Source organism: Streptomyces sp. NPDC051217 (genome assembly GCF_044455465.1).
GTDB lineage: Bacteria > Actinomycetota > Actinomycetes > Streptomycetales > Streptomycetaceae > Streptomyces.
In genome coordinates, this window is sequence record NZ_JBITEV010000009.1 from 167,995 (window position 1) to 191,610 (window position 23,616).

General features: G+C 69.4%; 17 protein-coding genes and 1 pseudogene. 13 read left to right on the top strand and 5 right to left on the bottom strand.

Going from position 1 to position 23,616, the window contains the following annotated elements; translation table 11 throughout:
- The first annotated feature begins 260 nt into the window (after window positions 1-260).
- Together ACIBBB_RS21370 and cimA are read left to right on the top strand one after the other, a co-directional pair.
- Window positions 261-860 carry a TetR/AcrR family transcriptional regulator gene (locus tag ACIBBB_RS21370; protein WP_398984224.1) on the top strand — a complete coding sequence of 200 codons (600 nt, stop codon included), beginning with the start codon at window positions 261-263 and terminating at the stop codon, window positions 858-860.
- Between the two features lie 367 nt (window positions 861-1,227).
- On the top strand, window positions 1,228-2,835 hold the full coding sequence (gene cimA, locus ACIBBB_RS21375) for a citramalate synthase (protein ID WP_398984226.1): 1,608 nt from the start codon (window positions 1,228-1,230) through the stop codon (window positions 2,833-2,835).
- Between the two features lie 104 nt (window positions 2,836-2,939).
- On the opposite strand, the gene ACIBBB_RS21380 is transcribed toward cimA, so the two are convergent.
- A complete protein-coding gene (locus ACIBBB_RS21380) occupies window positions 2,940-4,835 on the bottom strand; it encodes a ricin-type beta-trefoil lectin domain protein (protein ID WP_398984228.1) in 1,896 nt (631 codons plus the stop codon).
- Between the two features lie 268 nt (window positions 4,836-5,103).
- Here ACIBBB_RS21380 and ACIBBB_RS21385 point away from each other — a divergent pair.
- From ACIBBB_RS21385 to ACIBBB_RS21425, 9 genes and pseudogenes are all read left to right on the top strand, one after another.
- Window positions 5,104-6,078 (top strand): annotated as a pseudogene (locus ACIBBB_RS21385) (LacI family DNA-binding transcriptional regulator); the annotation flags it as partial.
- 414 nt (window positions 6,079-6,492) lie between these two features.
- On the top strand, window positions 6,493-8,163 hold the full coding sequence (locus tag ACIBBB_RS21390; protein WP_398984230.1) for an ABC transporter substrate-binding protein: 1,671 nt from the start codon (window positions 6,493-6,495) through the stop codon (window positions 8,161-8,163).
- Between the two features lie 12 nt (window positions 8,164-8,175).
- Window positions 8,176-9,393 (top strand): ABC transporter ATP-binding protein, encoded by a 1,218-nt coding sequence (locus ACIBBB_RS21395; protein ID WP_398984232.1) that lies wholly within the window; start codon window positions 8,176-8,178, stop codon window positions 9,391-9,393.
- Window positions 9,390-10,370, top strand: a complete 981-nt coding sequence (locus tag ACIBBB_RS21400; protein WP_398984235.1) for an ABC transporter permease — start codon at window positions 9,390-9,392, stop codon at window positions 10,368-10,370. Before ACIBBB_RS21395 ends, ACIBBB_RS21400 begins: the two co-directional genes overlap by 4 nt.
- Window positions 10,371-10,373: 3 nt before the next feature.
- Window positions 10,374-11,495, top strand: a complete 1,122-nt coding sequence (locus ACIBBB_RS21405; protein ID WP_398984237.1) for an ABC transporter permease — start codon at window positions 10,374-10,376, stop codon at window positions 11,493-11,495.
- A complete protein-coding gene (locus tag ACIBBB_RS21410; protein WP_398984239.1) occupies window positions 11,492-12,607 on the top strand; it encodes an ABC transporter ATP-binding protein in 1,116 nt (371 codons plus the stop codon). Before ACIBBB_RS21405 ends, ACIBBB_RS21410 begins: the two co-directional genes overlap by 4 nt.
- A 101-nt stretch (window positions 12,608-12,708) precedes the next feature.
- A complete protein-coding gene (locus ACIBBB_RS21415) occupies window positions 12,709-14,118 on the top strand; it encodes a GH1 family beta-glucosidase (protein WP_398984241.1) in 1,410 nt (469 codons plus the stop codon).
- Between the two features lie 150 nt (window positions 14,119-14,268).
- Window positions 14,269-16,146, top strand: coding sequence for a discoidin domain-containing protein (locus ACIBBB_RS21420; protein ID WP_398984244.1), 1,878 nt, complete (start codon window positions 14,269-14,271; stop codon window positions 16,144-16,146).
- A gap of 234 nt (window positions 16,147-16,380) precedes the next feature.
- A complete protein-coding gene (locus ACIBBB_RS21425; RefSeq protein WP_398984246.1) occupies window positions 16,381-17,733 on the top strand; it encodes a hypothetical protein in 1,353 nt (450 codons plus the stop codon).
- Between the two features lie 42 nt (window positions 17,734-17,775).
- Here the strand turns inward: ACIBBB_RS21425 and ACIBBB_RS21430 are convergent, their stop codons facing one another.
- Both ACIBBB_RS21430 and ACIBBB_RS21435 read right to left on the bottom strand, forming a co-directional pair.
- Window positions 17,776-18,387, bottom strand: coding sequence for a YceI family protein (locus tag ACIBBB_RS21430; protein ID WP_398984249.1), 612 nt, complete (start codon window positions 18,385-18,387; stop codon window positions 17,776-17,778).
- A 188-nt stretch (window positions 18,388-18,575) separates the two neighbouring features.
- Complete coding sequence (locus ACIBBB_RS21435; RefSeq protein ID WP_398984251.1) at window positions 18,576-19,802, bottom strand: glycoside hydrolase family 64 protein; 1,227 nt, start codon at window positions 19,800-19,802, stop codon at window positions 18,576-18,578.
- Between the two features lie 365 nt (window positions 19,803-20,167).
- Here ACIBBB_RS21435 and ACIBBB_RS21440 point away from each other — a divergent pair, with 365 nt between their 5' ends.
- Window positions 20,168-21,751, top strand: coding sequence for an acyl-CoA carboxylase subunit beta (locus tag ACIBBB_RS21440; RefSeq protein WP_398984253.1), 1,584 nt, complete (start codon window positions 20,168-20,170; stop codon window positions 21,749-21,751).
- 107 nt (window positions 21,752-21,858) lie between these two features.
- On the top strand, window positions 21,859-22,071 hold the full coding sequence (locus ACIBBB_RS21445) for an acyl-CoA carboxylase subunit epsilon (protein ID WP_329381058.1): 213 nt from the start codon (window positions 21,859-21,861) through the stop codon (window positions 22,069-22,071).
- Window positions 22,072-22,266: 195 nt separating this feature from the next.
- Here ACIBBB_RS21445 and ACIBBB_RS21450 read toward each other — a convergent pair whose 3' ends face one another.
- Both ACIBBB_RS21450 and ACIBBB_RS21455 read right to left on the bottom strand, forming a co-directional pair.
- Window positions 22,267-22,848 (bottom strand): ATP/GTP-binding protein, encoded by a 582-nt coding sequence (locus ACIBBB_RS21450; protein ID WP_031229389.1) that lies wholly within the window; start codon window positions 22,846-22,848, stop codon window positions 22,267-22,269.
- Window positions 22,829-23,533, bottom strand: coding sequence for a DUF742 domain-containing protein (locus ACIBBB_RS21455; protein ID WP_398984256.1), 705 nt, complete (start codon window positions 23,531-23,533; stop codon window positions 22,829-22,831). Before ACIBBB_RS21455 ends, ACIBBB_RS21450 begins: the two co-directional genes overlap by 20 nt.
- Window positions 23,534-23,616 lie beyond the last annotated feature (83 nt).

Below are 23,616 nucleotides of genomic sequence, written 5' to 3' on the forward strand. Positions count from 1 at the left end.
CGCCGCCCGGGGCGCGCGGCGCTCCCGGGGGGGGGGGGGGGGCCGGGGGGGGCCGGGGGGGGGGGGGGGGCCGGCGCGCCCGCCCCCGCCCCCCCCCCCCCCCCCCCCCCCCCCCCCCCCCCCCCCCCCGCGACTCGAAGAGACGGGGCGGGAGTTGGCGGGCGTGGCCGGCGGTCGATGTCGGCCGTCACAAGCGGCGGTGGCATTCACTGTGTGACCCGACGGCAACACCGTGTGCCCACATCAGGTACAACGTACGGGTGACACCCACCGCACGCCGCCGCAACGCGGCCCCGCCCCGTGAGGCCGTGCTCGCCGCCGCCATGGACACCATCGCCCGGCGTGGGCTCGACGGGCTCACCATGGCGGGGCTCGGCCGCGACGTAGGGATGAGCAGCGGGCACCTCCTCTACTACTTCCGTACGAAGGACGAGCTGCTGCTCCAGACCCTGGAGTGGAGCGAGTCGCGGCGCGGTGCCGAGCGGCGGGCGCTGCTGTCCCGGCAGGTGGCGGTGCGGGAGCGGCTGGACGCCTACGTCGACCTGTACGTACCCGACGGCCACCGCGATCCGCACTGGACGCTGTGGCTGGAGGTCTGGAACCGCTCGCAGGTCGCCGCCGACGAGATCCGTGACCGGCAGGCGGCGATCGAGCGGGCCTGGCACCGGGATCTGGTGGCGCTGCTCGCCGAGGGGATCTCGCGAGGTGAGCTGCGGGCCGTCGACCCGGACCGGTTCGCCACCCGGCTGCGCGCGCTGCTCGACGGTTTCTGCGTCCATGTGGTGGTCGGCATACCGGGCACCGGCAGGGCCCAAGTCCTGCGACATGTTCGCGAGTTCATCGAGGACACGCTGGTCTGAGCCGGTCCGGGGAGATGCTGCCGGGGGGCGTACAGCCCGAACCGCCCGCACCGTACGCCCCCCCGCGTACCGCCCGCATCGTGAGACGGGGCTTCCACCGGAGCGCGAACGTGCCAGACTGCTGTGGTGTTCTCGTTCGCCATGATTATCGGCAGCAGGCGCGCCGGTCCGCAGTGACCGCTACGTACCACCACGTACGGAGCGGGCATCGTGCCCCAGACCCGCGCGCAGACCTCTCGCACCCGCGAGGGGTTTTTTCGTTTTCCGGCCCCACCCCGGCCGAAACGGGACGCACGCGAAGACGGTGGCAGTGGAGCCAGACCCCTCCCACACTCCACATTCCACACTCGACAGGAGTCACAGAGTCATGACCACAGAATCAACGGTCACCGACGACAGTTTCCATGTCTTCGACACCACACTGCGCGACGGAGCCCAGCGCGAAGGCATCAATCTGACGGTCGCCGACAAGCTGACCATCGCGCGGCACCTGGACGACTTCGGGGTGGGGTTCGTCGAGGGCGGCTGGCCGGGCGCCAACCCGCGCGACACCGAGTTCTTCGCCCGCGCCCGGAGCGAGATCGACTTCAAGCACGCCAAGCTCGTCGCGTTCGGCTCCACGCGCCGTCCCGGCGCCGCCGCCGCCGACGACCCGCAGGTCAGGGCGCTGCTCGACTCCGGGGCCCCGGTGATCACGCTCGTCGCCAAGTCGCACGACCGGCATGTCGAGCTCGCGCTCCGTACGACGCTCGAAGAGAACCTGGCGATGGTCGCCGACACCGTCTCCCACCTGTGCGAACAGGGCAGGCGCGTCTTCGTCGACTGCGAGCACTTCTTCGACGGCTACCGCGCCAACCCCGAGTACGCCAAGGCCGTCGTCCGGGCCGCCGCCGAGGCCGGCGCGGACGTCGTCATCCTCTGTGACACCAACGGCGGCATGCTGCCCGCCCAGATCCAGGCCGTGGTCGCCACCGTGCTCGTCGACACCGGCGCCCGGCTCGGCATCCATGCCCAGGACGACACCGGCTGCGCCGTCGCCAACACCCTCGCCGCCGTCGACGCGGGCGCCACGCACGTGCAGTGCACCGCCAACGGCTACGGCGAGCGCGTCGGCAACGCGAACCTCTTCCCCGTCGTCGCCGCGCTGGAGCTCAAGTACGGCAAGAACGTGCTGCCCCCGGGCGCGCTGTCGGAGATGACCCGGATCTCGCACGCCATCGCCGAGGTCGTCAATCTGACGCCCTCCACCCACCAGCCGTACGTCGGCGTCTCCGCCTTCGCGCACAAGGCCGGGCTGCACGCCTCCGCGATCAAGGTCGACCCCGACCTGTACCAGCACATCGACCCCACGCGGGTCGGCAACACCATGCGGATGCTCGTCTCCGACATGGCCGGACGCGCCTCGATCGAGCTCAAGGGCAGGGAACTGGGCATCGACCTCGGCGACGACCGCGATCTGGTCGGCCGCGTCGTCGGCCGGGTCAAGGAGCGCGAGCTCAAGGGCTACACGTACGAGGCGGCCGACGCCTCCTTCGAGCTGCTGCTGCGCGAGGAGGCCGAGGGCAAGGCCCGCACCTACTTCCGTACGGAGTCGTGGCGCGCGATCGTCGAGGACCGCCCCGACGGCTCGCACGCCAACGAGGCGACCGTGAAGCTGTGGGCCAAGGGCGAGCGCATCGTCGCCACCGCCGAGGGCAACGGGCCGGTCAACGCGCTGGACCGGGCCATGCGGGTCGGTCTGGAGCGCATCTACCCGCAGCTCGCCAAGCTGGAGCTGGTGGACTACAAGGTGCGCATCCTGGAGGGCAAGCACGGCACGGAGTCCACGACGCGCGTGCTGATCACCACGGGGGACGGGACGGCGGAGTGGTCGACGGTGGGCGTCGGCGAGAACGTGATCGCCGCGTCGTGGCAGGCCCTGGAGGACGCGTACACCTACGGACTGCTGCGGGCCGGGGTCGAGCCGGCCGAGTAGGGCCGAGGGAGCAGCCCAGGCAGACGTACGTACGGGGTGCCCGTGACCGTCCGGTCACCGACACCCCGTACGCGCGGAACGGCCCGCAGACCGCGGCCCGCGTACTACGCCTGGAGCCGCCACTTCTGGTTGGCCGCCCCGGTGCAGCTCCACAGCTGCGCCTTCGCCCCGTTCGCCGACGAATTGCCGGTGATGTCGACGCACTTGTCGGCCGGAGCGTTCACCAGGTCACCGCTGCCGGACTCGTATCTCCACTGTTGCGCCCCGGAGCCGTTGCAGTCGTACAGCTGCACCTTTGCTCCGTCGGCGGTCGACGCCGCCGCGACGTCCAGGCACTTGCCGAGCGTGCGCACCGTGCCGTCGCCGCCGATGGTCCAGCGCTGCGCCGCGGAGCCGTTGCAGTCCCAGAGCTGGACCGCCGTACCGTTGGCGCTGCTCCCGCCGGCCACGTCGAGGCACTTGCCGCCGAGACCGTTCAGGGTGCCGGTGGTGCCGCCACCGCCGCCACCGTCGCCGGACTGGCCGCCGGCCCAGGTGAAGGTGGCCGACGTCTTGCCGGGCAGTGAGTAACTGAAGTTCTGGCCGCCCCAGTTGACCCGGATCTCACGCGCCTGCGACGCCTCGTTGTACGCGATCAGCGCCTTGGAGCCGTTCGGGTTCTGCCAGGCGACGTTGGGCACCGTGGTGCTGGCGGAGGACTCGATACGGTGCGCGCCCGGCGTCACGAACTTGGTGAGGTGCCCCATCGTGTAGTACTCGATGTTGTACTTCACCTGACCGTGCTGCGCGCCGCCGTTGTTGACGGTGATCAGCCCGTCGCAGGTGCCGCAACCGCCGTTGTGCGGACCGCGGTTCTGGTCCACCGCCAGGGACCACTTGGTCACCGACTTCGCCCAGTTGCGGGTGTAGTTGATGATGTTGGACATGTCCTCGGTCTGCTGATTGCCGATCCAGGTGCCGCCGGAGTGCTCGGTCTGGAAGGCGTCCAGCTGCGGGTACTGGTTGTGCACCTGCGTCTGCTTGTTGACGTCGCCGCCGTAGCCGTGCCACGCGATGCCGCCGAAGTTGGGGTGGCTGCGGATCGCCGCGTCGTTCACGGTCGCCGCCGCGTACGCGTCGTACGTGTCCCAGTTCCAGTCGTGCGCCATCACCTTGGTGGGCAGACCGGCCGCCTGGAGACTCGGCAGCAGCTCGGACTTGGTGAAGTACGCGAGCCCCGAGGCGTTCCAGCTCATCGACGGGTACGACGAGCAGCAGGTCGGCTCGTTCTGCGCCGAGATGTAGTCGATCGGCAGGCCCTGATCGCGGTACGCCTGGAGGTACTTGACGAAGTAGTCGGCGTAGACGCCGTAGTTCTCCGCCTTCAGCCAGCCGCCGTTGAGCTGGCCGTTGTCCTTCATCCAGGCCGGGGCGGTCCAGGGCGACGCCATCGTCGTCAGCGCCGGGTTGAGCTGCTTCGCCTGCTTCGTCAGGGGCAGCACGTCCTGGAGATCATGTGCGATCGAGAATTCCGACAGGTCGGGGTCGGTCTGGCCGGCCGGCATGTCGTCGAAGGTGTAGCCGAACCGCGCGAGGTCGGAGCCGCCCAGCGGGTTGCGGATGAACGAGAGCCCGATGCCGTCGGTCGGCGAGAAGAGCTTGCGCATCGTGTCGTCGCGGGTGGCCTGGGAGAGCGCCCCGCTGCCCTTCATCAGCCAGGCGGCCGTATCCGTGAACGAGGCGCCGCCGCCGGTGAAGGTCTGGTACTCGGTGTTCTCGTTGACGGTGACGTTCGTGCCGCTGCCGCCGTTGCCCGGCTGGAAGTTGACGGGCGTCTGCTGCTGAAGGCCTCGGGTCACATTGCGGCCGCCACCGTCGCTCGTGGTCGTGAGCCAGATGTTCACCTGCTCGCCGGCGGCCTGCGCCGTACCCGCGGAGACGCCGGTGAGGCCGGCGGTCGTCAGCACGCCGACGAGGAGGATCCTCGTCAGCCGCCGTCTGGTGCCACTCGGTCTGATCATGGGGCGCTGCCCTTCTTGGAGGAGGGGTGGGGGGTCATCCATGGATCGTGAGGCGAGCGTGAACTCCGATGTGAACTCCAGTCAAGGGATTGAACATTCAGAACCTGAACGCATAACCCCCTCTCGGTCCTCAGGAGTCACCTCCCGAGTAATTTCGGTGTGAAGTCTTGACGACGTTGGTCTGGACCGGTTAACTCACCGCTCAAATTGGAACCGGTTCCGGTACCGGTACCGGAACCGGTTCCACCCAACGATTCGAGGCCCTCCGATGCGCGTCACCATTGCGGATGTCGCCCGCGCGGCCGGCGTCAGCAAGACGACCGTGTCCCGGGTGATCAACACCAAGGGCGAGGTCGACAGCGGAACGGCCGCGCGGGTCCGTGATGTGATCGCATCTCTTGGATACGTGCCCAGCTCGGGCGCCGTCGGACTGGCCCGCGGCAACAGCCGTACGGTCGGGATGCTGGTGCCCTCGCTGACGTGGCCGTGGATGGGCGAAGTCCTGCAGGGCGTCGTCGACACGGTGGAGGCCGCCGGCTACGGCCTGCTGCTCTTCACCTTCAACCGCGGCGCGGACTCGGTCGAGCGCTTCACCACCCAGGTCTCCGCGCGGGCCTTCGACGGACTGCTCGTCGTCGAGCCCGAGAACACGCTCGACAAGATCATCGCCCTCAGCCACAAGGGTCTGCCGGTCGTGCTCATCGACGATCGTGGCAGCCACCCCGACGAATTCCCCTCCGTCGTGACCACCAATCACGAAGGAGGTGCGTCCGCCGCCCGCCATCTGCTGGCCGACGGACGCAGCAGACCCCTGGTCATCACGGGGCCTGAGCAGTTCGGCTGCGTACGCGACCGGCTTGGCGGCTTCCGCGAGATCCTTCCGACCGACCTGGTCGCGGTGGGGGACTTCACGGAGTTGTCCGGACGCTTGGCCGTGGATCAACTCCTCGCCGCCGGGACCCCGTTCGACTCCGTCTTCGCGCACAACGACATCAGCGCCGCGGGGGCGCTGAGGGCGCTGCGCGCGGCGGGGCGGTCGGTGCCGGACGACATCGCCGTGGTCGGGTTCGACGACATCCCGATGGCCCAGCACACCGAACCGCCCCTGACGACCGTCCGCCAGCCCACCCGGCGGATGGGGGAGACGGCGGCGCTGATGCTGCTCGGGCATTTGGGAGGGACGACCGCGCCGGACGAACCGGTCATTCTTCCAACCGAGTTGGTCGTACGGCAGTCGGCACCGCTGGCCGCGGCGCATTCCGCGCGGAACCCGGCCGCTGTGGCAGGGAGTTCCGCCGCGAGTCCGTCGGCCGTCGTGCCCGTCGACTCCGTACCCGCGTAACCCGCGTTTCGGTTTCGCACCACCTGGCTCGCCGTCAGAACAGCACAGCCGCAAGGCCGTACGGCCGTAACGCCGCACCGCGGTCGGTCCGGCACACCCGCACATCCGCACATCCGGCACACGCGCACTATCGGTACAGCCGTACCACCGGCACCACCGGCAAGAGCCGCACCACCCGCACCACGGCACACCAGCACCACCGGCACCACCGGCACACCCGCACACAGCACCAGGTAACGCACCACACCCGGTCCTCAGGCCCGAGTTCCACGGGCCCGCCGTCCCACAGAGCTGCATTCCCTTTCTGGAGTCGCCATGTCCGCACACCGCAAGCTCCGGGCGCTTGCCGCCGCCACCGTCGTGGCCGCGCTCGCCGTCGGATGTTCCTCGGCCAACTCGGATGCCAACCGGTCATCAGGCGGCGCCTCCGGCGTCCTCACCATCGGTATGCCGAACGGCCCGCAGACCAACAACAGCAACCCGTTCCTCGGCACCTCCGCCGGCGCGTCGCTGGGCTACCGCTACATGATCTACGAGCCCCTGGTGATGAACAACCAGATTCGCCCCAGTGAGAAGGGCAAGCCCTGGCTGGCGAGCGACTGGAAGTGGGAGTCGAACTTCACCAAGGTCACCTTCACGATCGACGAGCGGGCGAAGTGGTCGGACGGCAAGAAGCTGACCGCCGAGGACGTGGCGTACACCTTTGAGCTGATCAAGAAGTTCCCGGCGCTCAACGGAAACGGCGTGCCCTACGACGGCATAGCCGTCGAGGGCGGCAAGGTCGTCCTCACCTTCAAGGACTCGCAGTACGTCAACCAGAACAAGATCACCACGACCTTCGTCATTCCGAAGCACATCTGGGAGAAGGTCAAGGACCCGGCGACGTGGCCCAACCGCGAGCCGGTGGGCTCGGGGCCGTACAAGCTCAAGACGTTCACGCCGCAGACCACCACGCTCGACACCACGTCCTCCTACTGGAAGGGCAAGACGCAGGTGAAGGAGCTCCGCTTCACCTCGTACAACGACAACAGCGCGCAGACCACCGCACTCGCCAACGGCAAGGCGGAGTGGTCGTTCGTGTTCATGCCGAACTACAAGCAGCTGTACGTCGCCAAGGACCCCAAGAACAACAAGCTCTGGTTCCCCTCCGGCCTCGGCATCCACGGACTGTGGTTCAACACCACCAAGGGCCCGCTCGGTGACCCGGCGCTCCGCAAGGCGATGGCCATGGTGATCGACCGCAAGGCGATCCACATCCAGGCGCAGGCCACGCTCTACCCGGAGATCACCAACCCGACCGGCATTCCGCTGCCCGCCGGTGAGTCCTTCCTCGCCCCCGAGTACAAGGGCGTCACGATCAAGCCCGACGTCGCCGGCGCGAAGAAGGTCCTGGACGAGGCCGGTTACACGCTGGACGGCAGCACTCTGAAGGACCCGGACGGCAAGGCCGTGAAGCTGACCTTCACCGACCCCGCCGGCTGGAACGACTACATCACGGGCCTGTCCATCATCAAGGACAACATCAAGCCCCTCGGTATCGAGGCGAAGGTCAAGACGCAGACCGCCGAGGCGTGGACCGCCGACGTCGGCAACGGCAACTTCGACGCCACGCTGCACTGGACCAACTCCGGCGCCACGCCGTACGACATGTACCAGAACATCATGGACGGCGCGCTGCTCCAGCCCATCGGCAAGAACGCGCCGCTCGGCAACTTCGGCCGGTTCGACAGCCCCGAGGCGACCAAGGCGCTGAAGGAGTACGCGAACGCGACGGAGGACTCGGCGCGTACGACGGCGCTGAACACCCTCCAGAAGATCATGGTCGACGAGGTTCCGATGATCCCGACGGCGGCGGCGCCCATCGGTGCGGAGTACTCCACGAAGAACTGGGTGGGCTGGCCCACGGAGGCCGACCCGTACGGCCCGCCGCAGCCGACCCAGCCGAACGCGCTGGATGTCGTACTGCACCTCAAGCCCGCGAAGTAACGAGGCCGGCCGATGACCAACCACGACCGAGACCCCGCCGAGCACGGCTCCACCGCCGGTACGAACGCGGACGGCCCCGGCGGTGACCCCGCTCCGGACCGCGGCACCGCCGCCGGTGGCGGCTCCACGCACGACAGCGACATCGTGCTCGAAGCGCGCGGCGTCACCAAGCACTTCCCCGTCAGACGGACCGTCGGCGACCTCGTCAGCCGCCGGCGCCGCACCGTCCACGCCGTCGACGATGTCTCGCTGCGCCTGCGGCGCGGCAGTGTCACGGCGCTGGTCGGCGAGTCGGGGTCGGGCAAGTCGACGGTGGCCCGGCTGCTGTCACAGCTGTATCCGCTCACCGAGGGCGAGATACGGCTCGGCGGGACCCCGGTCAAGGCTGGTCGCGGCCGGTCCTTCCGGGCGTACGTGAAACAGGTCCAGCTGATCTTCCAGGACCCGTTCGCCTCGCTCAATCCCGTACACACGGTGCGCTACCACCTCACCCGCTCGCTGAAGATCCACGGCAAGCAGGCCACCGAGGCGGAGGCGTGCGAACTACTGGAACGCGTCCAACTCCTGCCCCCTTTGCAGTACTTGGACAAATTCCCGCACGAGCTGTCCGGCGGCCAGCGCCAGCGCGTCGCCATCGCGCGGGCGCTGGGCGCCGACCCCAAGGTGCTCCTCGCCGACGAGCCCGTCTCCATGCTGGACGTCTCCATCCGGCTCGGCGTACTCAACCTGCTGCGTGACCTCAAGGAGCGCCTGCGTCTCGCGATCCTCTACATCACGCACGACATCGCGTCCGCGCGGTACTTCGCGGACACGACCCTGGTGATGTACGCGGGCCGGATCGTGGAGGGCGGCGACAGCGAGACCGTCACCCAGCGACCCGCGCACCCTTATACCCAGTTGCTGATCGCCTCGGCCCCCGATCCCGACCGGATCGCGGACGAGGAGGCCCAGGAAGAGACCGGAAGCGGCGAGCCCCCCTCACTCATCTCCCCGCCGGGGGGCTGCCGCTTCCACCCCCGCTGTCCCAAGGCGATGGAGCGCTGCCGCACCGAACTGCCGCCGCGCTTCGAACTCGACGACGGCCAGTGGGCGGCGTGCTGGCTGTACGAGGACCGCCCCGTCACCACGGCCGTCCCCGGCGCCCCCGCGAGCGGCGCCGTCACGGGCACCGGCACGGAGCCCACCGGCACCGGGCCCACCGCGAGCACGACGGAGGTGGCGGCGAAGTGAAGTTCGTCCTCCAGCGGATCCTCTTCTACGCCATCACGGCGTGGGCGGCGATCACCATCAACTTCCTGATCCCGCGGCTGATGCCCGGCGACCCGGTGCAGGCCCTGATCGCCCGGTTCCAGGGACAGCTCGACACCAGCGCGATCACCTCCCTCAAGGCCCTCTTCGGCCTCGACAAGGAACGCTCGCTCTGGCAGCAGTACACCGACTACTGGGGTCAGCTCTTCCAGGGCGATCTCGGGCTCTCCTTCACCTTCTTCCCGACGCCCGTCAGCGAGGTCATCTCGCAGTCGCTGCCCTGGACGCTGGTGCTGGTCGGCCTCACCACCCTGATCAGCTTCCTGCTCGGCACCGGCATCGGGGTCTACAGCGGCTGGCGGCGCGGGTCGTGGATGGACAGCCTGCTGCCCGTCACGACGTTCATCTCCTCGATCCCGTACTTCTGGCTCGGGCTCATCGCCATCGCCCTGTTCGCCGTCAAGTGGCCGGTCTTCCCGGCGGCCGGCGGTTACGACAGCTCGCTGGTGCCCGCGTTCGACGTGCCGTTCATCTCCAGCGCGCTCTACCACGGCTTCCTGCCCGGCATCACGATCATCCTCAGCGCCATCGCCGGCTGGATCCTCGGCATGCGCAACATGATGGTGACCGTCTCGTCCGAGGACTACGTCATGGTCGCGCAGGCCAAGGGGCTCTCCGAGCGCCGCGTGATGTTCTCGTACGCCGCGCGCAACGCGATCCTCCCCAACATCTCCGGCTTCGCGCTCTCGCTGGGCTTCATCGTCGGCGGCACGCTGCTGGTGGAGATGGTCTTCTCCTATCCGGGCATCGGCTACCAGCTCTTCCAGGCGGTCGGCGCCAAGGACTATCCGCTGATGCAGGGCGTCTTCCTGATCATCACGCTCTCCGTGCTCGCGGCGAATCTCCTCGCGGACATGGTCTATCTCTTCCTCGACCCGCGTACCCGGAAGGAGGCCTGAGCCATGTCCATCCCCGCGACAGAGGTCGCCGTACTCGACGCGGCTCCGGCGCCCACCCCCTCCAAGCGAGCCAGGCTGCGCTTCCTGCGCGGTGGCAAGACCCTCACCGGGATCTCGATCCTGGGGTTCTTCACCCTGCTCGCGATCATCGGGCCGTGGATCGCGCCGTACGACCCCGACATGATGAGCGACAAGCTGCTCCAGCCGCCGTCGGGCGACCACTGGTTCGGCACCACCCAGACCGGTCAGGACGTGCTGTCGCAGATCCTCGTCGGCACCCGGGGTGTGCTCCTGGTGGGCTTCGTCGCCGGATTCTTCGCGACGGTGCTCTCGGTGCTGGTCGGCGTCACCTCCGGATTCCTCGGCGGCGTCGTGGACGAAATCCTCTCGGCGCTGTCCAACATCTTCCTTGTCATCCCGGCGCTGCCGCTGATCATCATCATCGCCAGCTTCGTCTCCGACGCGGGCGACCTGCTGATCGCCGTCGTGATCGCCTTCACGTCATGGGCGTGGGGAGCGCGTGTGCTGCGCGCCCAGACCCTCTCGCTACGACGGCGCGACTACGTCGAGGCGGCGAGAGCCACCGGCGAACCGACGTGGCGGATCATCGGCTTCGAGATCATGCCGAACCTCACCGCCGTGATCGCGTCCGGCTTCGTCGGCACCGTCATCTTCGCCGTCCTGCTGGAGATCACCCTCGCCTTCATCGGCGTCGCCGACATCTCCAACTGGAACTGGGGCACCGTCCTGTTCTGGGCGCAGTCCAACCAGGCGCTCGCGCAGGGCGCGTGGTGGTGGTTCGTGCCCGCCGGGCTCTGCATCGCCCTGCTCGGCACCGCGCTCGCGCTGATCAACTTCGGCATCGACGAGTTCGTGAACCCGCGGCTGCGCACCGAGAGCGGCTCGTCGCGGAAGATCCGGATGCGGGTCGGCTTCACGCCGGTGGCCCGTACGGACCGTACGAACGGGTCCGGCGGTACGAAGGCGGCATCGGCCCTGACGAAGGGGTCCGGCACCAGCGTGACGAGCGGTGCGAACGGCAGCGGCCCCGCCGAGGCCGCCCCACCGAAACGGAGCCCGGAACGGACACCCGACCGCACGCCCGGCAAGGAGCCCCGCTCATGACGACCGGTCGCCCCGTCCTCACCATCAGCGGCCTCAATGTCGACTACGGCACCGGCCCCGGCGCGGTCCACGCGCTGCGCGACATCGACCTGACCCTGCACCGCGGCGAGGTCCTCGGCCTCGCCGGCGAGTCGGGCTCCGGGAAGTCCACGCTCGCCTACGCCGTGACCCGGCTGCTCTCGCCGCCCGGGGTGATCATCGGCGGCGACGTCCACTACCATCCGCCGCAGGGCGACGCGGCCCCCGTGGACCTGCTGACGCTCACGCCGCAGGAGCTGCGCGCCTTCCGCTGGCAGGAGCTGTCGATCGTCTTCCAGGGCGCGATGAACTCCCTCAACCCCGTGCACACGGTGCACAGTCAGCTCACCGACGTGCTCAAGGCGCACCGTCCGGGGATGAAGCAGGCCGAGCGCACGGGGCGCGCGGAGGAACTGCTGAGCCTCGTCGGGATCTCCCGCGACCGTCTCGGCGCTTTCCCGCACCAGCTCTCCGGCGGCATGCGCCAGCGCGTGATGATCGCGATGGCGCTCGCGCTGGAGCCCGAGATCGTCATCATGGATGAACCGACCACCGCGCTCGACGTGGTGATGCAGCGTCAGATCCTGCGCAAACTCGTCGCGCTCCGCGAGGAGCTGGGCTTCTCGGTCGTCTTCATCACCCACGACATCTCGCTGCTGATCGAGTTCTCGGACCGGATCGCGATCATGTACGGCGGCCGGATCGTCGAGGAGGCGGGTGCCGCCGAGATCTACCGCGACCCGCGCCACCCCTACAGCGACGGGCTGCTGCACTCCTTCCCCGCGCTGCACGGGCCCCGGAGGGAGCTGGCCGGCATCCCCGGTTCGCCGCCGCACCTGACGGCGATGCCGACCGGCTGCTCCTTCCACCCGCGCTGCGGCAAGGCGTTCGACCCGTGCTCCGAGCATGTACCGGTGCTGGCCGCGCCGGACGGCGCGCCCGAACGCACCGTGGCCTGCTGGCTGCACCACTCCGCCCCCGGTGACGCCGCCGGTCCCGCCCCGGCGTCCGTGTCGGGTGCGGGGCCGGAAGCCGAGCCCGGGGCCGGAGCCAAGGAATCGGCGGGGGACACATCGGCGGCCCGCTCGGGCTGAGACCACCGACGCCCCCACGCACAACACGCCACGCCCGCCTCGTGCTCCACGCGCCCGCGCCCTCGTCCGCGCCGTGCGCTCACCCATGAACCAGGAGACCCATGAACGCCACCCCCATCCAGGACCTCACCCGCCCCGCCACGGCGCTCAAGGGCCTGCCTGCCGACTTCCGTTGGGGCGTCGCCACCTCCGCCTACCAGATCGAGGGAGCGGCTGCCGAGGACGGCAGGACCCCCTCGATCTGGGACACCTTCTGCCGGGTCCCGGGTGCGGTGGAGGGCGGGGAGCACGGCGACGTGGCCTGCGACCACTATCACCGTATGCCGCAGGACGTGGAGCTGATCGCGGGCCTCGGGGTGGACACGTACCGCTTCTCGCTCGCCTGGCCGCGCATCCAGCCCGGCGGGCGCGGGCCGGCCAACGCGAAGGGCCTGGACTTCTACAAGCGCCTCGTCGACGAGCTGCACGGGAAGAACATCACCCCGTGGGTCACGCTCTACCACTGGGACCTGCCGCAGGAGTTGGAGGACGCGGGCGGCTGGCCGGCCCGTGACACGGCGTACCGCTTCGCCGACTACGCGGCGCTCGCGTACGAGGCGCTCGGCGACAGCGTCGAGCACTGGACCACCTTGAACGAGCCCTGGTGCTCGGCGGTCCTCGGATACGACGTGGGCGTCCACGCCCCCGGCCGTAAGGACTTCGGCGACTCGATCCGCGCCGTGCACCACCTCCTGCTCGGCCACGGGCTCGCCTCCCGGCGCATCCGCGACGCCGCGGGCGACAACCCGCTCGAACTCGGCATCACCCTCAACCTCGGTACGGCCACGCCCGAGACCGACAGCGAGGCGGACCGCGAGGCCTGCCGCCGCGCCGACGGCCAGGGCCGGCGCCTCTACCTCGACCCGCTCGTGCACGGCCGCTACCCCGAGGACGTCGTCGCCGACCTGGCGCTGCGCGGCGCCGAACTGCCCGTCCAGGACGGCGACCTGGAGATCATCGCCAATCCGCTGGACGTCCTCGGCGTCAACTTCTACCGGGGAGCCCTCTTCTCCGGTGTCACCGAGAGCGGTTCCCCGCTGGACGACAACGGGCTGCCCGTCACCCGCGCCGTACCCCGTGACCTGCCCCGTACCGCCATGGACTGGGAGATCACGCCGACCGAACTCACCGATCTCCTCCTGCGCCTCCAGGAGGACTACGCAATCCCCACCGTGATCACCGAGAACGGAGCGGCCTTCGACGACACCGTCGCCGCCGACGGCTCCGTCCCGGACGCGGACCGGACCGCGTATCTCGCGGACCACCTCGCGGCCGTCACCGAGGCGCGCGCACAGGGCGCCGACGTACGCGGCTATTTCGCCTGGTCGCTGATGGACAACTTCGAGTGGGCGTACGGCTACGACAAGCGCTTCGGCATTGTCCGCGTCGACTACGAGACCCAGGTCAGGACCCTCAAGGACAGCGCCAAGTGGTACCGCGACACGATCGGACTCACCCGCGAGGCGCGATAGGTCCCACCGGACCCAGGCTCCGCTCCCGCCCCGGCCACCGGAAGTGCCGAGGGCGGCGGCGGGGCCGTCCGCCCGCAGGCACGCACCACTCGCGGTAACACCCCCGTACGGACATCGCTCCATTCACCCGTATCGCCAACGGAGTCAACGATGCCCCCACGTACGTCCTTACTCGCGACGACCACCCTCGCCCTGCTCGCGCTGGCGGCGCCCCTCGCCGTCGCCGCGCCGCCGCAGCCGCCCGCCGTCAAGGCCGCCGCGGCGTGGAACACCGACCGCGCGGCGGAGGCCGTCGCGGCCAGACCGGCGGCGGTCACCACCTCCGGCGCCGAGAACGCCGGTACCCCCGCCACCGCGGCCTTCGACAACAACCCCACCACCCGGTGGGCGAGCAACTTCGCCGACAACGCCTGGATCCAGGTCGACCTCGGCAGCGTCATCCGCGTCAGCCAGGTCAAGCTCGAATGGGAGGCCGCCTTCGGGAAGAGTTACGTCCTGGAGATCTCCCGGAACGGCACCGACTGGACCGACTTCTACACCGAGAACGAGGGCACCGGCGGCACCGTCACCGCGCACACGTACCCGCAGGAGGCCACCGGACGCTACGTCCGGATGCGCGGCATCGAGCGCGCCACCGCCTGGGGCTACTCCCTCTTCTCCTTCCAGGTCTTCGGCGGCGAACCCGCTCCCGCCTCCACGACGCGCAGCAATCTGGCGCTGAACCACCCCGCGTACGGCGAGCTCTACCAGCACGCGGGCAACTCACCGGCTTTCGTCACCGACGGCGGCTGGCCGGCCGACCTCAAGGCCGACCAGTCCCGCTGGTCCAGCGACTGGAACCAGAACCGCTGGGTCGGCGTGGACCTCGGCGCCCGCTCCACGATCAACTCCGTGGACCTGTACTGGGAGGCGGCCTACGCGGTCAACTTCGACCTCCAGGTCTCCGACGACAACCGCACCTGGCGCACCGTGTACCAGCCCTCGGCTGCGCAGATCGCCGAGCGCCGGGCCAACATCACGTCACCCGGTGACGCGGTCGGCCGGCACGACACGATCAACCTGCCGACCCCGGCGACCGGCCGCTACGTGCGGATGCTGGGCAAGGAGCGCCGCTCCTTCTACAACCCCGCCCCGTCGACGGCGCAGTTCGGGTACTCGCTGTACGAGTTCCAGGTCTGGGGCACCGGCGGCAGCGCGGCGGCGGCGTACCCCGCACTGCCGCAGAACCCGGGCGGCGCCTACCGCCAGACCTTCTTCGACGACTTCACCGGCTCCGGCCTCGACCGCAACAAGTGGCGCGTGGTCCGCACCGGCCAGGAGATGGGCTCCGTCAACGGCGAGTCGCAGGCGTACGTGGACTCGCCGGACAACATCAAGACCCAGAACGGGGCGCTCGTCCTGGAGTCCAAGTACTGCAAGGGCTGCACCACGGTGCCGGGCGGCGGCACGTACGACTTCACCTCCGGCCGCGTCGACACCAACACCAAGTTCGACTTCACGTACGGCAAGGTCAGCGCCCGGATGAGGCTCCCCGTCGGCGACGGCTTCTGGCCGGCGTTCTGGCTGCTGGGCAGCGACGTCGACGACCCGTCGGTGTCCTGGCCGGGCTCGGGCGAGACGGACATCATGGAGAACATCGGCTACGCGGACTGGACGAGCACCGCGCTGCACGGACCCGGCTACTCGGCCGCCGGCAACATCGGCAAGTCGCAGACCTTCCCGAACGGCGGCAGGGTCGACCAGTGGCACACCTACGCCGTCGAGTGGACGCCGGAGGGGATGATCTTCACCGTCGACGACCGGGTGGTGCAGACGACGTCGCGGCAGAAGCTGGAGTCGACCCGCGGCGAGTGGGTCTTCGACCACAACCAGTACGTGATCCTCAACCTGGCGCTGGGCGGTGCCTACCCCGCCGGGCACAACCAGGTCACCACGCCCTACTGGGGCCTGCCCCAGTCCAGCGTCGACAAGGTCGCGCAGGGCGGTGTGAAGGCGGAGATCGACTGGGTGCGGGTCGAGCAGAAGTAGGCGAGCAGCCGCACGGAGGCCGGGGGCGCGGCACGCCGCGCCCTCTCAGAACCCCCGTACCCCCATGAGTGACGCACCCGGGCCTCCCCGCCCGGGTGCGTCGCTCGTCGTGCCCCGCCGTCCCGCTGTCCCCGCTGTCCTCGTCGAGCCCCGCCGTCCCTGTCGCGCCCGCCGTTCTTGTTCCGTCATATTTCACCCGTACCGGATCTTCCACCCTCCGGTACCGTCGAATACATGAGGACGAGGCTCTTCACCACTCTGTCCGGGTTGCTGCTGGCCTTCACGGGCGCCGCCGTCGTCGCGGCGCCGGGCGCGCAGGCAGCCACCGGCCCCGATGCCGTGGCCGCGGCCTTCAAGGAGGGCCCGGTCTATGTCGACCCGCGCGCCTCCGACCAGCTCTCCCGGTCGGACGCCGACGCGCTGACGAAGAAGATCAAGGACGCCGACAAGCCTGTCTTCGTCGCCGTCCTGCCACAGTCCGCGGACTTCAACCCGGACAACACGCTCCTGAACAGGCTCCGCACCGAGACCGGTCTGTCCGGTGTGTACGCCGTACGCCTCGGCGACACGTTCGACGCCGCCGCGGACGCCCGTGTCCTGCCGCCGAACGCCGTCCGTTCGATCGCCGACGGCGCGAGGGGCACAGGACCCGTCTCGGCGTCGACGGAGCTCAACAACTTCGTGGACCAGGCACTCGTCCAGTCGCGCGGCCAGGCCCCGGACGGCTGGGACACCTCCTCCGACGACGGCGGCGGCGTCGCGGCAGGGCTGATCACGCTCGGTGGCGTCGTCGTACTGGGCGGCGGCGGTATCTACGCGCTGCTGCGGCGTAACCGCCTCCGTGAGGAGGCGCGCGTCAAGCAGGCCCTTGAGAAGCTCCGGGTCGTCGTGGACGAGGACATCACCGCCTTCGGCGAGGAACTCGACCGTCTCGACTTCCACCCGGGCGAGAAGGGCGCCGACGACGCGATGCGCACGGACTACGAGCAGGCCCTGGACGCCTACGAGAAGGCGAAGTCCCTCATGGACTCCGCCGAGCGCCCCGAGGATGTGCGCCCGGTGACCGAGGCCCTGGCGGACGGCCGTTTCTCGCTCGCCTCGCTCGCCGCGCGGCGGGAGGGCACACCGCTTCCGGAACGCCGTTCCCCTTGCTTCTTCGACCCCCGGCACGGCCCGTCGGTGAAGGACATGGACTGGTCACCGCCGCCCGGCGGCACCGTCCGTCCGATTCCCGTCTGCGCGGCCGACGCGGAGCGCCTGGAGCACGGCGACGACCCGATGACACGGATGGTGCAGACCGAGCAGGGCCCGCGCCCGTACTACGACGCCGGGCCTGCCTACGGCCCCTGGGCGGGCGGCTACTTCGGCGGCGGACTGCTCCCCGGTCTGCTGGTGGGCACCATGCTCGGTTCGATCCTGGCCACCCCCGCCTACGCCGCGGACTACGGAGGCGGCGACTACACCGGCTACGACGGCGGCTCGGGCGGTGACTTCGGCTCGGGCGGCGGATTCGACGGAGGCGGTTTCGGCGGGGGAGGGGACTTCGGAGGCGGCGGCGGATTCGACGGGGGTGGCGGTGGCTTCTGACGCTGTCCCCGGCCGGCTCCGCCGCCCGCGCTCCGGTGCGGGTCAGGCGGCCTGCGGCTGGTTCTTGATCGCGGAGATGTCGAAGACCAGCTTCACCTTGTCGCTGACGACCACGCCGCCGGACTCCAGCGCCGCGTTCCAGGTCAGGCCCCAGTCCGAGCGGGAGATCGTGGCGCTGCCCTCGAAGCCGACGCGCTCGTTGCCGTACGGGTCCGTGGCCTTGCCGTTGAACTCCAGGTCGATGGTGAGCGGCTTGGTGACGTCCTTGATGGTGAGCTCACCGGTGATGCGATAGTCGTCGCCGCCCGCCTGCTCGGCGCCCGTCGAGCGGAAGGTCATCTTGGGGAAGGTCTCGGCGTCGAAGAAGTCCGCGCTGCGCAGGTGACCGTCACGGTCGGGCGCACCGGTGTCGATGCTCTCGATCTCCACGTCGATCGACGCGGAGGAGTTCTCCGGCTTCGAGCCGTCCAGGCTCAGCGTGCCCTCGTGCTTGCTGAAGGTGCCGCGGACGTTGGTGACCATCGCGTGACGCACGGTGAAGCCGATGCTGCTGTGCGACGGGTCGATGGTGTAGTCGCCGGTGAGGTGGGCCAGGTCGGGGTTGACCGGGGCGGTGGCGGCGTCGGTCTCGGACTTGCGGTTGAACAGAGACATGGGGTTTCTCCCGGGGGGTGTTTGTTTAGTATTCAAGTACTTCGCCACAGCATAGACCTACCTCGTTCAAATTTCAACATCTTCCGTCGATCGGCTGGCGCGGACCGATGTGCCCATGACGGTGCCCCGCCGCCCCCTCCGTAGGAGGAGAGGCGACGGGGCACCGTCATACCCGGTGTCGGAGTACCTCAGGAACCGACCGACACCGTGAAGCGCACCGGGTTGCCGTCGTGTGCCGCGCCGGAGACGTCGGGCTCACCGTCCGGCCGTACGTCGTCGTACGGGAACGCGTAACCGATCGGAGTGTTGGCGTGCAGCACCCGCGCCCAGTGGTTGGTGGACGGGTCCTGGTAGTAGTCCGCCGCCGTGGCCCCGTTCGGCTGGTCCGGGTGGGTGAGCAGGGTCGAGCGGTTGAATCCGGCCGCCAGCCGGGCGAGGAGAGCCTTCTTGTCGTCCGAGTCGTCCGGGTTGTTGGTGAAGGGGCCGTGGTTGCAGGTGAAGACGTCCTTCGACGACGGCTTGGAGAAGGTGTGGCCCCCGGCGAAGGTGAGGGTGTCGCCGCTGACCCGGCCGGCCAGCACGCCGCGGCCGCCCTGGAGGTCGATCTTGAGGTCCTCGGCGGCGTACTTCTGCCACACCTGGTCGATGTAGCCGTCGAAGACGTCCCTGAAGGGCATCTCGTCGGGCCTGTCGAAGTACGGCGCCATCGCGTTCTGCGGCGCGATCACCCGCAGGACCTGACCGTCCGCGCCGCGCGTGATCAGCTTGTCCCACGGCTGCCCGTCGGCGGCCGCCTGCGCGGTCAGGCCATCGGCGATCTCCTGGAGGGCGCCCTCGGGCAGCGGGGCGACCTCGTGCGTGGCGTCGCCCTCCAGGGTGATCCCGATGGGCAGCGCGGTCACCAGGTCGACGTAGCTGATGTTCGAGTACAGCTGCTGCGGGTTGAAGGTGAACTCGGCGAACGACCAGGTGCGGCCGTAGTTGGGGTCGTCCTCGCTCGCGAACGCCGGCTCGACCAGGGACGGGCCCGGGTTCAGGAAGAAGTCCAGCGTGTCGTCGCGTACGAAGTAGACGCGGGCGCCGAACATCTGAGGCAGCGTCAGTGTGACGGCGGCGCCGCCCGCGGCGCCCAGCGGGATGGCGCAGTCGACCGGGAGCGGGGTGTTGGCCTCGGCGGGCGACTCCGGCTTGTACACGCTGCCGTCGGCGCGGAGCAGCACCCAGCGGTCGGTGCCCTGCTCGTGGCCGGTGACGTACGCGTTGACCGAGCCGGGCAACGACTTGTTCACCAGGGCGAGTTCACAGGTGTCGGCGGCGGCCGAGGCGCGGGGGCTGAGAGCGCTTCCCCAGACGGGGTAGGTGAGCGCCGTGGCCGCTGCGGCCGTGCCGGTCAGAAACAGTCTGCGGGATATCACGGATGTTCTCCTGAAACGTGGGGGGAACGCGGTCCGGCGCGGTACGTGGGGGGCGCGCCGTGCGTCTGCGCCCCACTCTCGCCACGTGTCCGGGACGCGTCAAGAGATACGACTGAGAGCGCTCTCAATCGTTTGTGAGTCTTCACAACCTGACGCCCACCGCGCGGCGACCGACATGTGACCCCTGGTCGGCCGTGGGCCGACTTCCCGCTGACATCTGGAGGAAACTCACAAGTGCTAGGTGCTCGGGGCTGTCGACTCGACCCCCTCTCACCCCGGTTCTGTCCAGCCCCACCAGGAATCTGGGCAGGAGACTGTGCGGAGTCGACGGCGGCTTTTCCGTCCGATGTTCGTAGGGTCAGTACATGACCGTTGTGGACCAGACGCCGAGTGAGCCAGTCGACGCCCGTGGGCGCGTGGCCGAATTGCACTCGCTGCGGGGGCAGGCGCTGAACGGGCCGAGCGACCGCGCGACCGAGGCACAGCACGCCAAGGGCAAGCTGACCGCTCGTGAGCGGATCGCACTGCTGCTGGACGAGGGCTCGTTCCGGGAAGTCGAGCAGCTGCGCCGGCACCGGGCCACCGGCTTCGGCCTGGAGGCCAAGAAGCCGTACACGGACGGGGTGATCACCGGCTGGGGGACCGTCGAGGGCCGCACGGTCTTCGTGTACGCGCACGACTTCCGCATCTTCGGCGGCGCCCTGGGTGAGGCCCACGCCACCAAGATTCACAAGATCATGGACATGGCCATCTCGGCCGGTGCCCCGCTGGTCTCGCTGAACGACGGCGCGGGCGCCCGTATTCAGGAGGGCGTCTCCGCGCTCGCCGGTTACGGCGGCATCTTCCAGCGCAACACCAGGGCCTCGGGTGTCATCCCGCAGATCAGCGTGATGCTCGGCCCGTGCGCCGGCGGCGCCGCCTACAGCCCCGCCCTCACGGACTTCGTCTTCATGGTCCGTGAGACGTCGCAGATGTTCATCACCGGACCCGACGTCGTCAAGGCGGTCACGGGCGAGGAGATCACCCAGAACGGGCTCGGCGGCGCGGACGTGCACGCCGAGACCTCGGGCGTCGCGCACTTCGCGTACGACGACGAGGAGACGTGCATCGCCGAGGTCCGCTACCTGCTGGCGATGCTCCCCTCCAACAACCGCGAGAACCCGCCGGTCACCGAGTCCGAGGACCCGGCCGACCGCCGCTCCGAGGTCCTGCTCGACCTGGTCCCGGCCGACGGCAACCGCCCGTACGACATGCGCAAGGTCATCGAGGAGCTCGTCGACGACGGCGACTTCCTGGAGATCCACGAGCGCTGGGCCACCAACATCATCTGCGCGCTGTCCCGGATGAACGGTCAGGTCGTCGGCATCGTCGCCAACCAGCCGCAGTCCCTCGCGGGCGTCCTGGACATCGAGGCGTCCGAGAAGGCCGCGCGCTTCGTGCAGATGTGCGACGCCTTCAACATCCCGATCGTGACCCTGCTGGACGTACCCGGCTTCCTGCCCGGCGTCGACCAGGAGCACGGCGGCATCATCCGGCACGGGGCGAAGTTGCTCTACGCGTACTGCAACGCCACCGTCCCGCGGATCTCGCTCATCCTGCGCAAGGCGTACGGGGGTGCTTACATCGTCATGGATTCGCAGTCCATCGGCGCCGACCTCACCTTCGCCTGGCCCACCAACGAGATCGCGGTGATGGGCGCGGAAGGCGCCGCAAACGTCATCTTCCGCAAGCAGATCGCCGAGGCCGAGGACCCCGAGGCCATGCGCGTACGCATGGTGAAGGAGTACAAGGCCGAACTGATGCACCCGTACTACGCCGCGGAGCGCGGTCTGGTCGACGACGTCATCGACCCGGCCGAGACTCGCGAGGTCCTCGTCTCGGCCCTCACGATGCTCCGTACGAAGCACGCCGACCTGCCGTCCCGCAAGCACGGCAACCCCCCGCAGTGAGCCCGCGCCCGCCGGAGGCGGCCGCCGCGCCGCCCACGTCGCCGCCCGCCCGCCAAGGCTCCTCTGCCGAAGGCCCCTCTACCAAAGAACGTGGAGACACGAGCACGATGAACGATTCCGCCGACAACTCCCTGCTCCGCGTCGAGAGGGGCCAGGCCGGCCCCGAGGAGCTGGCCGCGATCACCGCCGTCCTGATGGCGCGCGCCGCGAGCCGCACCGACGCGGGCGCGGCCCCGGGCCACCGCGGCCGCTCCACGGCCGGCTGGCGCCGTCTGGAGCGCACGCCGGGCTTCCGGGCCCCGCACAGCTGGCAAGGCTGATCCCAAGCCCTCCAGCGGCCGTACAACGCCGCGAGAGCCCCGCACGGACCATCGTGCGGGGCTCTCGCGCTGACGGGGCGCCACACGGCGCCGGGCGCCCGGCGAACGGGCCTCTCGCGGCGGTGACCCGAACGGCGGAGGCCCCGCACTCCGAGGAGTGCGGGGCCTCCGCCGGTGTCGTTCGGCGAAGTCGGTTCAGCGAAGTCGTGCCATGAGTGCGTGTTCTACGAGGGTGATGAGTCCGCTCTTGGCGTCGGCGCGGTGCCGGGCGTCGGTCGTGATGATCGGGGTGTCCGGGCCGATCTGGAGCGCTTCGCGTACTTCGTCGGGGGTGTAGGGCTGGTGTCCGTCGAAGCCGTTGAGGGCGATGACGAACGGGAGTCCCGAGTTCTCGAAGTAGTCGACGGCCGGGAAGCAGTCGGCGAGACGGCGGGTGTCGACGAGGACGACGGCGCCGATGGCGCCGCGTACGAGGTCGTCCCACATGAACCAGAAACGGTCCTGTCCGGGCGTGCCGAACAGATACAGGATCAGGTCCTGGTCGAGGGTGATACGGCCGAAGTCCATGGCCACCGTGGTGGTGGTCTTGTCTCCGGTGTGGGTGAGGTCGTCGATGCCGGCGGAGGCGCTGGTCATGACGGCTTCGGTACGCAGCGGGTTGATCTCCGAGACGGCGCCGACGAACGTGGTCTTGCCCACGCCGAATCCGCCCGCCACCACGATCTTCGCGCTGGTGGTTGAGCGGGCTGCACCGCCGCTAGAGCTTGCGAAGTCCACTGAGCACCCTTTCGAGCAGTGTCACATCTGGTTGGCCCCCGGCGGTCTCGTCGCCGCCGGGTTGGTGAATGGCGACAAGTCCGGCCTCCGCCAGGTCGGCTACGAGGATCCGGGCGACGCCCAGGGGGATGGAGAGCAGTGCCGAAATCTCGGCGACCGATTTGATCTCGAAACAGAGCCGGCAGATCCGCTGGTGCTCGGGCAACTGCCCTTGCAGCCTGGACGGATCGGCCGTCGTGCTGACCAGTGCCTCGATGGCGAGCTGGTACCGCGGCCGCGTCCGGCCGCCGGTCATGGCGTACGGACGCACCAACGGGTTGTGCGCGGCGTGCTCCGGCTCCTGCTGGCGCCTCGGCTGCCTCGGCTGCACCGGCTGGATCCGGGGTGTCTGCTGACCGTACGAGGGTTGCTGTCCGTACGGCTGTTGTTGCCCCTGACCGTACGGTTGCTGTTGCCCGTACGGCTGTTGCTGCCCCTGACCGTACGACTGCTGTTGCCCGTACGGCTGTTGAGACTGCTGGTACGACTGCTGCTGTGGATGATACGGCTGCCCGCCGCCGTCCCACTGCCCGCCCTGATCGCCGTTCCCGCCCGGCGTGGAGGGGGAGTTGAAGTGGTTCCGGGCACGCTCACCCGGGACCTGTCGGCCACCCTCATAAGGATGTCCGCCTGGGGGTGTTGCCACCGTTTCCTCCTCCGACTCCGTCGCCGGTTTCTGTTCTGTGGAGCCGCGCCACCGAACCCTATGGTGCGATGGCGCGAAACGCA